This is a genomic window from Enterobacter sp. JJBC, from assembly GCF_036936505.1.
Lineage (GTDB): Bacteria > Pseudomonadota > Gammaproteobacteria > Enterobacterales > Enterobacteriaceae > Enterobacter > Enterobacter hormaechei_C.
Genome location: NZ_CP136935.1, coordinates 1,442,800 through 1,456,467, shown reverse-complemented (window position 1 = coordinate 1,456,467; position 13,668 = coordinate 1,442,800). Strand labels below are relative to the sequence as shown.

Annotated in this window: 12 protein-coding genes; 1 reads left to right on the top strand and 11 read right to left on the bottom strand. The window is 54.0% G+C overall.

Annotated elements, in window-relative coordinates; translation table 11 throughout:
* Positions 1 to 33: 33 nt before the first annotated feature.
* The 11 genes from tolB to mngA form a co-directional block, all read right to left on the bottom strand.
* Positions 34 to 1,326 (bottom strand): Tol-Pal system beta propeller repeat protein TolB, encoded by a 1,293-nt coding sequence (tolB, locus tag RY075_RS06945; RefSeq protein ID WP_017384962.1) that lies wholly within the window; start codon positions 1,324 to 1,326, stop codon positions 34 to 36.
* Positions 1,327 to 1,426: 100 nt separating this feature from the next.
* Positions 1,427 to 2,656: a cell envelope integrity protein TolA gene (gene tolA, locus RY075_RS06940; protein WP_049126817.1), complete on the bottom strand. Its 1,230-nt coding sequence runs from the start codon at positions 2,654 to 2,656 to the stop codon at positions 1,427 to 1,429.
* A gap of 28 nt (positions 2,657 to 2,684) precedes the next feature.
* Positions 2,685 to 3,113, bottom strand: a complete 429-nt coding sequence (gene tolR / locus RY075_RS06935; RefSeq protein ID WP_045896416.1) for a colicin uptake protein TolR — start codon at positions 3,111 to 3,113, stop codon at positions 2,685 to 2,687.
* 3 nt (positions 3,114 to 3,116) lie between these two features.
* Positions 3,117 to 3,809 carry a Tol-Pal system protein TolQ gene (gene tolQ, locus RY075_RS06930; RefSeq protein ID WP_263717793.1) on the bottom strand — a complete coding sequence of 231 codons (693 nt, stop codon included), beginning with the start codon at positions 3,807 to 3,809 and terminating at the stop codon, positions 3,117 to 3,119.
* Positions 3,806 to 4,210, bottom strand: a complete 405-nt coding sequence (gene ybgC / locus RY075_RS06925) for a tol-pal system-associated acyl-CoA thioesterase (RefSeq protein ID WP_003858593.1) — start codon at positions 4,208 to 4,210, stop codon at positions 3,806 to 3,808. The genes tolQ and ybgC overlap by 4 nt, the downstream gene beginning before the upstream one ends.
* A gap of 148 nt (positions 4,211 to 4,358) precedes the next feature.
* On the bottom strand, positions 4,359 to 4,649 hold the full coding sequence (gene ybgE / locus RY075_RS06920; protein WP_003858596.1) for a cyd operon protein YbgE: 291 nt from the start codon (positions 4,647 to 4,649) through the stop codon (positions 4,359 to 4,361).
* Positions 4,649 to 4,762 carry a cytochrome bd-I oxidase subunit CydX gene (gene cydX / locus RY075_RS06915; RefSeq protein ID WP_003858598.1) on the bottom strand — a complete coding sequence of 38 codons (114 nt, stop codon included), beginning with the start codon at positions 4,760 to 4,762 and terminating at the stop codon, positions 4,649 to 4,651. The genes ybgE and cydX overlap by 1 nt, the downstream gene beginning before the upstream one ends.
* Before the next feature lie 14 nt (positions 4,763 to 4,776).
* A complete protein-coding gene (cydB, locus tag RY075_RS06910) occupies positions 4,777 to 5,916 on the bottom strand; it encodes a cytochrome d ubiquinol oxidase subunit II (RefSeq protein ID WP_003858599.1) in 1,140 nt (379 codons plus the stop codon).
* A 15-nt stretch (positions 5,917 to 5,931) separates the two neighbouring features.
* Positions 5,932 to 7,500 (bottom strand): cytochrome ubiquinol oxidase subunit I, encoded by a 1,569-nt coding sequence (cydA, locus tag RY075_RS06905; protein WP_003858601.1) that lies wholly within the window; start codon positions 7,498 to 7,500, stop codon positions 5,932 to 5,934.
* A 679-nt stretch (positions 7,501 to 8,179) separates the two neighbouring features.
* Positions 8,180 to 10,816: a mannosylglycerate hydrolase gene (gene mngB, locus RY075_RS06900; protein WP_045896415.1), complete on the bottom strand. Its 2,637-nt coding sequence runs from the start codon at positions 10,814 to 10,816 to the stop codon at positions 8,180 to 8,182.
* A gap of 23 nt (positions 10,817 to 10,839) precedes the next feature.
* Complete coding sequence (mngA, locus tag RY075_RS06895; RefSeq protein WP_276191052.1) at positions 10,840 to 12,756, bottom strand: PTS 2-O-a-mannosyl-D-glycerate transporter subunit IIABC; 1,917 nt, start codon at positions 12,754 to 12,756, stop codon at positions 10,840 to 10,842.
* Between the two features lie 171 nt (positions 12,757 to 12,927).
* On the opposite strand from mngA, the gene RY075_RS06890 reads away from it, so the two are divergent.
* Entirely contained in the window at positions 12,928 to 13,644 is a 717-nt protein-coding gene (locus RY075_RS06890; RefSeq protein WP_032665443.1) for a GntR family transcriptional regulator, read from the top strand.
* Positions 13,645 to 13,668 lie beyond the last annotated feature (24 nt).

Sequence of the window (13,668 nt, the reverse complement as noted above, 5' to 3'; positions counted from 1 at the left end):
TCTAAGATTCCTTTAGTAATCAATTAATTATTATTACAGATACGGCGACCAGGCAGGTGATTTTACCTGTCCATCAGTTGCCGGAAGACGCGCTTTGAAACGCCCATCTGTAGAAACCAGATTCAGCACGGATCCCATCCCCTGAGAAGAGCTGTAGATTACCATGGTGCCGTTAGGTGCCAGACTTGGCGTTTCATCCAGGAACGTTGACGACAGTACTTGTACGCCCCCCGTTACCAGATCTTGTTTGGCAATGTGCTGCTGACCACCCGCAGTACTGACCATTACCATTGTTTTACCATCGGCACTGACGTCAGCATCCTGGTTCTGAGAACCTTCCCAGGTAATACGCTGCGCTGCTCCGCCGTTGATATTCACTTTATAAACTTGTGGACGACCTGCCTGGTCAGACGTAAATGCCAGATTCTGGCTGTCCGGGAACCAGGTTGGCTCAGTGTTGTTGCTACGACCATCCGTGACCTGACGGATCTGACCAGAACCAATATCCATCACGTACAGGTTCAGGCTACCGGTTTTAGACAGGGCAAACGCCAGTTTGGTACCATCCGGAGAGAACGCAGGCGCACCGTTGTGACGTGGGAATGACGCAACCTGACGCACAGCACCGTTAGACAGTGTCTGGATAACCAGCGCGGAACGGCCGCTTTCGAAGGTCACGTACGCCAGCTTAGAGCCATCCGGAGACCATGCCGGAGACATCAGCGGCTGTGGTGAACGGTGTACGGTGAACTGGTTGTAACCATCGTAGTCAGAGACGCGCAGCTCATAAGGGAACTGGCCGCCGTTGGTCTGTACTACGTACGCGATACGGGTACGGAACGCACCTTTAATACCGGTCAGCTTCTCAAACACTTCGTCACTCGCCGTGTGGCCTGCATAACGCAGCCACTGCTTGTTCACCTTATACGTGTTTTGAGCCAGAACGGTACCCGGCGCACCGCCAGTATCCACCAGCTGATAAGCGACGTTATAGCCGCCGTCTGGCGCAGGAGTAACCTGTCCGACAACCACGGCATCAATACCCAGTGCAGACCATGCAGCAGGTTGAACTTCCTGAGCTGTACCCGGCTGCTGCGGCAGACGAGAACGATCTAAGGGGTTAAATTTACCGCTGTTACGCAGGTCAGCTGCAACAATGCCGCCAATATCTTCAGGCGCAGCGCCCGGGCCTGCCCACTGGAACGGAACGACACCGATTGGACGCGCTGAGTCGTTCCAGTCGGTAATGTCGATGCTTACTGTGGCATGCACTGCTGACGTCAACAGTACTAAAAAACCAAAAGCTAATCGTAATGCCTGCTTCATCATATCTCCCTTATCCGAACAATAAGTCCTGGATAATTTAGCAGAAGGTTAACAAACTCAAATACACAAAACTATCAGAACCCGATAACAGCAGCTCTGCTTATGGCTTAAAGTTCAGCGAAGCGTCTTTGAACACTTCATAGACAGCCTGTGATGGAGGTTTTGGCAGTTTTGCCTGATTCACTGCCACAAGTGCAGCCTGGCATAACGCTTCATCTCCCCCTTCTGACTCAACGCTCAGCACCATACCATCCGTAGCCAGTTTAATATGCAGTCGGCACGTTTTCCCGGTATAGAGCGATTTATCGTTAAGTCTGCTGGCAATAGCCGCGGCAATCTGATTCTTATAGTCGTTGATCTCAGCGCCAGAAGCACCGTTGTTCTTAGTGTTACCACTTCCTGCCGGTGCTGCGTTACTTCCTTTCGCCCCACCGCCCGTTTTCGGTGCATTCTTACCGGAGCTCAGGTCCCCCAGCAGATCGTCAACCCCTGCGGCAGCGGCTTTTTCCGCAGCAGCGGCCTTCTTAGCTGCGGCTTTTTCAGCAGCGGCTTTCTCAGCTGCCGCTTTTTTTTCCGCAGCGGCTTTTTCCGCAGCGGCGGCTTTTTCTGCCGCAGCTTTCTCGGCGGCGGCCGCTTTTTTCGCAGCATCGGCAGCCGCTTTCTTCTCTGCTTCCTGCGCAGCTTTTTTGGCGGCTTCCGCTTCGGCTTTCTTCTGTGCGTCAGCGGCAGCTTTTTTCGCCGCTTCGGCTTCTGCTTTCTTCTTCGCATCAGCAGCGGCTTTCTTCGCCGCTTCGGCTTCCGCTTTCTTCTGCGCATCAGCAGCCGCTTTCTTCGCGGCTTCTGCGGCTAACTTAGCCTGAGCATCTGCCTGCGCCTTCGCGTCTGCCGCGGCTTTGGCTGCCGCCTCTTCCGCCTGCTTCTGCTGTTCCTGAGCTTTCTTCGCTGCGGCTTCAGCCTGTTTCTGCTGCTCCGCCTGCTCTTTAGCGGCTTCCTGCGCCTGCAAACGCTCTTTCTCAAGCTGCTTCAGACGTTCCTGCTCGGCGGCCTGCTTTTCACGCAGCTCTTCCGCCTGCTGTTGCGCCTGTTTTTCACGCTGTTCTTCCGCGCGTTTTGCGCTCGCCTGCTGCTGTTGCTGGCGATTATAGTTCTGCACTACCGCACCGGGATCCACCATGACGGCGTCGATGGACGAGCCCCCACCGCCGCCTGATGCATCAAGGTGCTCATCGAACGAACTCCAGATCAGCGCTGCAAAAAGAATTACGTGCAGCACTGCGGAGACGATTATCGCTCGCTTAAGCTTGTCGTTCTGTTCGGTTGCCTTTGACACTATCGGTTCCCAAAAACTACGCAGATGATCAAATAGGCTGAGTCATTAAGCCAACTGACTTAACGCCCGCGCTATGTAGCAAGTTCAGCGCTTTGATAATTTCATCGTATGGTACGTCTTTCGCACCACCGATTAAGAAGACCGTCTTCGGATTTGACTCCAGACGTCGTTGCGCTTCAGCAATAACCTGCTCTGGCGGAAGCTGATCCATACGATCTTTCTCTACCACCACGCTGTACTGCCCTACGCCGGAAACCTCAATGATGACCGGAGGATCGTCATTGGTGCTTACCGCCTGTGATTCTGTCGCATCCGGCAGATCAACTTGCACGCTCTGGGTGATGATGGGCGCTGTCGCCATAAAGATCAGCAGCAGCACCAGCAGCACGTCCAGTAACGGAACGATATTGATTTCGGACTTGAGCTCGCGACGACCTCGTCCACGCGATCTGGCCATGGTTTACCCCTTGTTGCTCTCAGTGCTGGTAAACGCCTGACGATGCAGAATCGCGGTGAACTCTTCCATAAAGTTGTCGTAGTTCAGTTCCAGTTTGTTCACGCGCTGGTTCAGACGGTTGTACGCCATTACCGCCGGAATTGCGGCGAACAGACCGATTGCGGTCGCGATCAGTGCTTCTGCGATACCCGGTGCAACCATCTGCAACGTTGCCTGCTTCACCGCCCCCAGGGCGATAAAGGCGTGCATGATCCCCCACACCGTACCAAACAGGCCGATATACGGGCTGATGGAGCCAACGGTTCCGAGGAAAGGAATATGCGTTTCAAGATTTTCCAGTTCGCGGTTCATGGAGATGCGCATCGCACGCGACGCCCCTTCTACCACGGCTTCCGGCGCATGGCTGTTAGCGCGATGTAAGCGAGCGAACTCTTTGAAACCGCTGTAGAAAATTTGTTCGGAGCCTGAAAGGTTATCACTGCGTCCCTGGCTTTCCTGGTACAGACGAGAAAGCTCAATTCCCGACCAGAACTTATCTTCAAACGCTTCGGCTTCGCGGCCGGCGGCATTAAGGATACGCGTTCTCTGGATGATGATGGCCCAGGATGCGATTGAAAAACCAATCAAAATCAACATGATAAGTTTAACCAGAAGGCTTGCCTTCAGGAACAAATCAAGGATATTCATGTCAGTCACTGCTTAAACTCCGCGACAATAGACTTAGGAAGCGCACGAGGCTTCATTATGGTTGGATCAACACAGACAATCAGGACTTCAGCTGAGTTCAGTACCGTGTTCTCTGCATTGACTATCCGCTGCGTGAAAACCAGTGAAGTTCCGCGCATTGATGTAATTTCTGTTTGAACTTCGAGCATATCGTCGAGTCTGGCAGGCGCAAAATACTCAAGCGTCATCTTGCGTACCACGAAGGCAACTCGCTCAGCCAACAGCACCTGTTGACTAAAGTGATGATGGCGCAGCATCTCTGTGCGTGCCCGTTCATAAAAAGCAACGTAGCTGGCGTGGTAGACCACACCACCGGCATCGGTATCTTCGTAATAGACACGTACCGGCCATCGAAACAGCGTTGTATTCACTTTACATCCCGGTAATACAAGAAAAGTTGGAGCTTTCAAACTTCGCTACTATACGCGCGGGAATGATGGTTTGGAATGGGGGAAAGTAAACGGAGAGTAAATTTTTATGGGCCATGGTAAGCCCATAACGTTAACGGACATTTCTTATTCAGAAGAAGAAGAAAATCAAACCGGCGAGGAGAACCAGATCGGCAATCAGTGGGCAGAAGATGCCCTGCCAGTGTAGCGCTTTCGGACGAAAGCCGACACCGTGAATCACGCCTGCGCACACAGCCCACATAATCAGGAAACCGTGCCAGATTTCAAGCTCGCTGGTTTTCGCCGCGAAGCGCGACGGGTCCCAGAAGATACAGCCTGCCAGCAGTAATGCCATAATGAGGGAAAGCGCCCTCAAGGGGCGCTTATCCATTACCGCATATAAGGTTGCGATAATATTCATTAGTGCTTTTCTTCACCTGCTTTGGTCGCTTCTACATGCTCAAGCGCCAGGGCAGTGATGACACCAAACGCACAGGCAAGAAGCGTCCCTAAAATCCATGCGAAATACCACATATTCAGCTCCTTACTTAGTACATAGAGTGGGTGTTGCTTTCGATATGTTCTTTAGTGATGCGACCGAACATTTTCCAGTAACACCAGGTGGTGTAGAGCAGGATAATCGGTACGAACACGCAAGCAACATAGGTCATTAAGTTCAGCGTCAACTGACTGGACGTTGCATCCCACATGGTCAGGCTGGCATTCATCATGGTGCTGGATGGCATCACGAACGGGAACATCGCAATCCCCGCCGTCAGGATGATGCACGCCAGCGTCAGTGAAGAGAATACGAACGCCAGAGCGCCTTTCTCCAGACGAGACGTCAGCACGGTCAGCAGCGGCAGCAGCACACCCAGAGCCGGGATAGCCCACAGCGCAGGAGTATTGTTGAAGTTCACCAGCCATGCACCGGCCTGACGCGCCACTTCTTTGGTCAGCGGGTTAGACGGTGCAGTATGGTTGATCGCGGAGGTCACCACGTAACCATCAATACCGTACACCACCCACACGCCAGCCAGCGCGAAGCAGACCAGCGTCACCAGCGCCGCCACCTGAGCGGTAGCGCGGGAACGCAGGTGCAGTTCACCTACGGTACGCATCTGGAGATAGGTTGCGCCCTGGGTGATGATCATCGCCACGCTCACCACGCCCGCCAGCAGACCAAACGGATTCAGCAACTGGAAGAAGTTACCGGTGTAGAACAGACGCATATATTCGTCGACGTGGAACGGTACGCCCTGCAACAGGTTACCGAACGCCACACCAATGACCAGCGGTGGAACGAAGCTACCGATGAAGATGCCCCAGTCCCACATGTTACGCCAGCGGGTGTCTTCAATCTTGGAACGGTAGTCGAAACCCACCGGACGGAAGAATAAAGAGGCCAGCACCAGAATCATCGCCACATAGAAGCCGGAGAACGCAGCCGCGTAGACCATCGGCCAGGCAGCGAACAGCGCGCCGCCTGCGGTGATCAGCCACACCTGGTTACCGTCCCAGTGCGGGGCGATGGAGTTGATCATGATTCGACGCTCGGTGTCATTACGACCGAGGAAACGGGTGAGCATGCCCACGCCCATGTCGAAACCATCGGTGACCGCGAAACCAATCAGCAGAACACCGATCAGCAGCCACCAGATAAAACGCAATACTTCATAATCGATCATTTGATGACTCCTGTCTTAGCGTGCCGGCTGAGTAGTCGCAACAGACTGCTCGTAGTGATAGCGACCGGTTTTCAGGCTGCTTGGGCCAAGGCGCGCGAACTTGAACATCAGGAACAGTTCAGCCACCAGGAACAGGGTGTACAGACCGCAAATGAGCAGCATGGAGAAGATCAGGTCGCCTGCGGTCAGGGAGGAGTTCGCTACCGCTGTTGGCAGCACCTCACCGATCGCCCACGGCTGACGGCCATATTCCGCAACAAACCAGCCGGACTCGATAGCAATCCATGGCAGTGGGATACCGTAAAGCGCGGTGCGCAGCAGCCATTTTTTCTCACCGATACGGTTACGAATGACTGACCAGAACGAGGCCGCGATGATCAGCAGCATGATAATGCCGCAACCCACCATGATGCGGAACGCGAAGTACAGCGGCGCAACGCGTGGAATAGAGTCTTTGGTTGCCATCTGAATCTGCGCTTCCGTCGCGTCAGAGACGTTCGGGGTATAGCGTTTCAGCAGCAGACCGTAACCGAGGTCTTTCTTCACGTCGTTAAATTGATCGCGAACGGCCTGGTCGGTAGAGCCGGCGCGCAGCTGTTCCAGCAGCGAGTAAGCTTTCATCCCGTTACGGATACGCTCTTCATGCTGCACCATCAGATCTTTCAGGCCAGTCACCTGTTTGTCGACGGAGCGCGTGGCGATAATACCCAGAGCGTAAGGAATTTGAATGGCGAAGCGGTTTTCCTGCGCTTCCTGGTCAGGCACGCCGAACAGGGTAAACGCTGCCGGTGCCGGCTGGGTTTCCCATTCAGCTTCAATTGCGGCGAGTTTGGTTTTCTGCACGTCGCCCATTTCGTAACCGGATTCATCACCCAGAACAATAACGGACAGAATCGCGGCCATACCGAAGCTTGCTGCAATAGCAAAAGAACGCTTGGCGAACGCGAAGTCACGGCCGCGCAGCATATAGTAGGAGCTGATGCCCAGCACGAACATCGCGCCGCACACATAGCCAGACGCCACGGTGTGAACGAATTTAACCTGGGCAACCGGGTTCAGGACCAGCTCAGCGAAGCTGACCATCTCCATACGCATGGTTTCGAAGTTGAAATCAGATGCGATTGGGTTTTGCATCCAGCCGTTCGCCACCAGGATCCACAGTGCGGACAAGTTGGAGCCTAATGCCACCAGCCAGGTTACCGCCATATGCTGGACTTTACCCAGACGGTCCCAACCGAAGAAGAACAGACCTACAAAGGTGGATTCGAGGAAGAAGGCCATCAGACCTTCAATGGCCAGCGGCGCACCGAAAATATCCCCCACATAGTGGGAATAGTAAGACCAGTTTGTCCCGAACTGGAACTCCATGGTCAGACCGGTTGCCACGCCCAGCGCAAAGTTGATACCAAACAACTTGCCCCAGAACTTGGTCATATCTTTATAAATCTGTTTGCCGGAGAGGACGTAAACCGTTTCCATGATGGCCAGCAGGAACGCCATACCGAGCGTCAGCGGCACAAACAGGAAGTGGTACATCGCGGTCAAGGCAAACTGTAAGCGCGACAGTTCGACTACGTCTAACATTATGACTCCTTGCTCATCGCATGAAGACTCCGAGAGTGAACCCCGTTAGATAAGGATCCACACGCATGCCCCAATACAAAGTTATCTGCTTCCCTTCTTCGTTGCTTATTCTCTACAAGAGGAAAAAGCAATGATGAAAGGTTACAAATACGTTAAGAAAAAACCAAATTGATCCCGTAAATATAATACGCTGCAAAACCCTTACAATAAACAGGTTTTTATTCGAACAGATTTACGTTTTTCGACGGCGATCAATTTATAGCAAAATTACCACTTTTCGGCCATTTTGATCGGGAACAATTTAACGCCTTTTGGAGCCTTTTTCCAAGGATTAAACATTGATTTAAATCAAAAACGGCCAGAGCTGTTAATGATGTTTCTTTGTGGTGCGGATAGTAAAAACCTTGTTAATGATATGTACATTTAAAGGCGTTGATGGTTATAAAAGCCAGAGGATAATATAAACAGTTGTGATTTTTATTAACGCGCGTGAAAAAACGCATTTTGCCGGAAGATAAACATATAATGTTATCTGCTTCACAGTATTTTTCTTTCGCTTTGCTACCTGCCGAAACGATTACATTTTATTCACTTTTAATAATCTTAAAATTAACACCCTTTCGTGACTATTTGATGAAATAAAGGCCGCAGGAATGCGGCCTTTATTTTATTTTGAGGATTACCTTTCAATTTTTATGCTGAAGGTACGTGACTGGCCTGGCCGGAAAGAACCCGTAATGGCTGAGCCCTCTTCCCCGTGCGCCTTGTACACCTCATTCATGTCCGTTTCGCAGCAGGCCTGGACCTCACGGTTCACAGACAAAGCCACGTCACAGGAGCGGGTCTCCGAAGGGTTGTACAGACGAAGAATCATCTCGTCACGATCCTCCGCTTTTTTCAGCGCACTGAGTACGCATCCGTTAGGCGCCAGCGTTAGCAGACTATAGCTACAGGGGGTGGTGAAAGAGGCGCGGTTAAGCTTCATCGCATCCCACGGAATTTTGTTATAACAGTGCACTGGCGTTAACCACGACTTCGCCTGCTGCGCAACACCAGCACTGACGGGCGTACCATTAAAACTGAACAGGCTAAAGCGACAGGTTAACTGGCCCCGCATCTGCGAATCAGGCACCGGCATTTTGATCCCGGACGGTCTGCCGGGGCGCAGCAGTAAATCTTCCTTCCCAAGTACCCCCACGCCGCGAAGCAACGTCAGGGCAAACGTTTTTTGACGCTCGCCAGTCACTTCAAATTCGCGTAACCCTTCGGTAAACAGCGCCATCCCGTTACGCCGTTCCTGGAGCACCGCGTAGTTAAGCAGATTCCACACCGGCAGCGGCGCTTCCTTCCAGCCCTCCTCCTGCCAGTTCGCCATCGCTTCATCCTGTACAGGTCGCGTCAGCGAACCGAACTGGGTATCAGCTAACACCGTGTCTGCGGTGAAGGGCGTCGGGATCAACACCCGAACACGGTGGTCATCCGCGTGATTTCCGAGACGCGCCTCAATGTCGATACGTCGGCTGTTATGGCTGAGCGTGACCGTGAGCTCTGCCTCAAGCGTTCCCGTCTGCTGACGCGCAGAACGTTCAGCGAGATCCGCCGGCACCGCCATGCGGTGGCGGATCACCGCCCTGCTCTGCCAGGCCTCGTGGATCACCTTAACCTCATGCTCGCCCTGCGCGGAAGTGAGTCTCCACTCTTCCCGTGAAGGCGAGTAGTCGTACTCATCGCCATCATCCGAGCTCTCTTCTATTTCCAGCGCGCGGTCATAGATAAGCCCGGACGCTTTATCGAGCAGACGCAGGGTGCCGTCGTCGTTTAACGTTATTTCCCAGAAAGCATTTTCCAGTAATGCCTCCGACGTTGTTTCTGGCGCCAGCAGCTTGCCAGCCACGTGCGGCTCGATATAGAGCGTGCGGTAACCCATTGATGGCAGGATCTGGTTGAGCTGGATATCAAACTCCATAAAGGGATCGTAGTTGCCGTAATGCACAATCTGCCGGTCTATTAAGCCGGGGTCGATTTCACGCGCGCTGCGCAGGCAGTAAGGGATTTCATTCCCCCTATCGTCCAGCAGGCGGAACTGGCTGGCGCGCAGACGTATCGTAGTGTTAATCACTTCCTCACGCGGCCAGGGCGTGAGGTTAAACATCACCAGTTTGTCTTCCTCGCACTGCGGCATGTTGTCGACAATCTTGCGCATATAGAAGCATGTCAGGTTATCGGCCATGTCTTCCGCCAGCTCGAAGCGTGACATCACCTCACGATGCACTTTGTCACTACAGCAGCAGCCGATACTGTCATGGGCGTGATTCTTGAGGATCTCTTTCCACATTTTTTCCAGCAAGCCGTGGTGATACTCAAAGCCCAGCGTCCAGGCAAGCGTGGCCAGCGGCTCAAGGACATTGACGATTTTATTCTCTATCCGGGCGTGGGCGATTTTGATGTCCATTCGCGTGGAGCCTATTGTCCGGTGCACCCGCATATATTTACCGTCAATAAACTCCCCTTTCAGCGTCGCCAGTTCATCGCGGTGCGCGTCAATGTGGTCAAACACCTCCTCGAAGCGGCTCATCACAAACTGACGCTGCGGATAGATTTCGCGCAGCTTATCCATCACCGCAAAGATGTTCTGCTGGAGCGGCATCTGATCATGGCCGTTAGGCAGCAAAATTTCTTTCGTCACGGAGGCTTTTTCCAGCACCTCGAAGTACGTGTCGAGCCGTTTGCGCAGCCCGGCCTCATCCTCCGGTAAGTACTTACCAATCGCGTAGCCCAGCGGTAACACCTGTGCCGTCACTTCACTGCCGTCCTGACTTTGCCAGAGAAATTCGGTTTTATCGGTACCATGCCGCTCGGAACACCCGCGCCAGAACATGGTGCGCGTGATGCCAAAACCGTTGTAAATGTGTGGCAGCTGGGAAGACATGCCGAAGGAGTCCGGCAGATAGCCAATTTTCATCGGCTCGCCAAAGGCCAGACAGTCGCGAATGCCGTACATCAGATTTCGGACAATCGACTCGCCGGAGACAAGGGTGGTGTCCGTCTGGGTATACCACGGCCCGATAATCAGCTTCCCGGCCGCCACCAGCGCCTTCACGCGTGGCCTGTTTTCCGGTTTCACGGCAAAATAATCTTCCAGCACCGCCGTCTGGCCGTCGAGAACGTAGTATTTATATTCTGCGTCCTGCTCAAGACGGGTAAGGATCTCTTCCATATTATTGACCAAAAGAATACGTGACGCTTCGGTGGTGAAGTACCACTCCCGGTCCCAGTGCATATGTGGCGTGATATGAACGCGAGATACAGCTTTCATCTTCGTTTCCTGTCAGTGCGTGTTTAGGATGTTATGTCTTCAGTCACGTAGGTGCCGCTCTTCACGGCCTGGCGTCGCCAGAGGAGTAAAATGAGCGTAGAGATTGCGGCGCCAATCAGCGCGGCGCCAAACCAGCCGGCAGCGGCCAGCACGCCGCCCAGCCCGGCATCATGCAGTAAGAAGAGAGAGAAAATGCCCGCGCCCGGGGTGGATAGCCCAATCCCAATCGCCCCGACAATCGCTCCGGTCGCCATTGACCCCAGAACAAATGAGCCGATGACCCGCAACGGATCCTCGATAGCCATCGGAATTGCTCCTTCGGTGATGCCCGCCAGCCCCAGCAGCCAGGTGGACTTGCCGGTTTCAATTTCGAACTGTTTGAACAGGTTCGGAGCCAGCATCGTTGATGCCGTCACGGTAAAGGCCGATACCATTTTGACGGAGGCAAAAATCGCATAAGGCCCGTATACGCCATTGGCCATCGCCCCCAGACAGAACGCGTAAGAGGCTTTGTTGACCGGACCGCCCAGATCGAACGAGCACATAAAGCCCAGGATCGCCCCCAGCAGCAGCGCGTTCGCGCCGGACAGACCGTTAAGCCAGGCGGTGAGGGCGTTATTGATCCAGGCCACCGGTTCGCCGATCACAAACAGCATCAGGCTGCCTGCGCCCAGCACGCCAATCACCGGATAAAGATAAAAGGTCAGAAAGCCGTTGTAGCGGCTACTCAGCCGGATGTGGTTTTTCACCCAGCGCATCAGGTAGCCCGCAATCAGCCCGCCGACGATGGCCCCCAGAAAGCCGGAGCCGATCATATTGGCGGCAAGACCCGCCGCAAAGCCTGGCGTTAGCGCAGGTTTATCCGCCAGCGAGTAAGCGGTGTAGGCCGCCAGAACAGGCACCATCAGAATACCGAGCATCCCGCCGCCCAGTTTGCGGTACATCCACAGCCACGAATTTTCCTGATCGAACAGATGCTGCAAGCCCAGGATTTGCGCCAGCAGTACCGACACGGCCAGCACCGTGCCGCCAGCGACAATCAGCGGCACCGCAAAGGAGATACCGCTGAGGAGCGCCTGCTTGAGTTCGGTTTTAACGCACTTTTTCGCGTCCGTGTCGACGTGCGCAGGACGCGCATCGGATACAGGCTGTAGCGCCAGCGCACGCTCAATGAGCGCTTCCGCATGGCGCAAGGGTTCCGCGACGGGCACGGAAATGGCAGGGATCCCCTGAAAACGCTCGCGCTCTTTAATCGCCACTTCCGCCGCGAAGATACACGCTTTTGCCTCCTGCAACTGCTGCGCGGTGATGCGCCACTCAATACCGTTTGCCCCCTGCTTTTCGACCACTACATTGACGCCGAGCTTACGTCCCGCTTTTTCGAGATATTCCGCTGCCATGTAGGTATGGGCGATCCCGGCCGGACAGGCGGTAACGCAGACGATCGTCGGGGCATTCTCTGCGACGGCGGTTTCTTGCGCCTCAGGCGCCGTTTCCAGCGCAGCAAGCACCGCTTCCGCGCTGGTCGCCGTCATCACGCGCGCCCTGAGATCGTCATCCGCCAGGCGAGACGTCAGTTCCGTCAGGACCTGAATATGCGTTGACCCCGCTTGTGCGGGAGGAATGGCGAGCAGAAAAATCAGCTCGACCTCCTCCGGTCCGTCCACGCCTTCCCAGGCCAGCGGCTCGCGCAGTGTGGCCACGGCAAAAGCCGCTTCCTTTACCGCCGCTGATTTACCATGAGGTACGGCCAGCCCCTCGCCCAGCGCCGTCGGGCCAAGCGATTCCCGATGGAAAACCTCTGCCAGAAACGTATCGGCGTCGGCTATTTTGCCCAACGCTACCAGCCGCGTCGCAAGCTGACGGATTGCCTCATCACGGCTGTTAAACTGCGCCTGCACGCAGACAGCACGGGGGTCGGTCAGAGTCGTCAGGTTCATAAAGATCCTCACCTATCCAAAGTTTTTGTCTGGGGAGGATTGTGGCAGAGCCAATAAGACATTTATGTGATCATTTTCACTAACATCGAAATTTGTATCTTATTTGTATTATTTACAAATCAGACACTGAAGGCATAATTCCCTGAAAAGGTATTAAATAGGCGTGACCCAATGGGCAATAAACCGATGTACCGGCAGATCGCCGATGCGTTCCGCGAGAAAATTAATGCCGGTGAGTTAAAACCTGGCGACGCGCTGCCGACAGAATCCAGCCTTCAGGAGGCGTTTAGCGTCAGCCGTGTCACCGTGCGGCAGGCGTTGAAGCTGCTCGCCGACGAGCAGATCATCGAAAGTATTCAGGGCAGCGGCTCGTATGTAAAAGAGGAGCGGGTGAATTACGATATTTACCAGCTCACCGGCTTTTACGAAAAACTGGCGGATCGCAACGTCGATACGCACAGCGACGTCAGCGTCTTCGAAGTGGTGAAAGCCGATGAGCGGCTCGCGGCAAAACTGGCGCTCAATCCAAATGATAAGGTCTGGCACGTCAAGCGCGTACGCTTCATCAGGGAAAAGCCGGTGAATCTGGAAGAGACATGGATGCCGCTGGCGATGTTCCCCGACCTCACCTGGGAAGTGATGGAACAGTCGAAATACCATTACATTGAGCAGATCAAAAAGATGGTTATCGATCGCAGCGAGCAGGAGCTGGTGCCAGTCATGCCATCGGACGAGGCGATTGCCGCCCTGGCGCTCGATCCGGCAAAACCGATTCTGGAAAAAGTCTCCCGTGGCTTTCTGAAAGACGGCCGGATATTTGAATACAGTCGCAACGTGTTTAACTCCGACGACTATAAATTCACTCTGGTGGCTAAACGCAGACAATAAAAAAAGGCCGCTTTACAGCGGCCA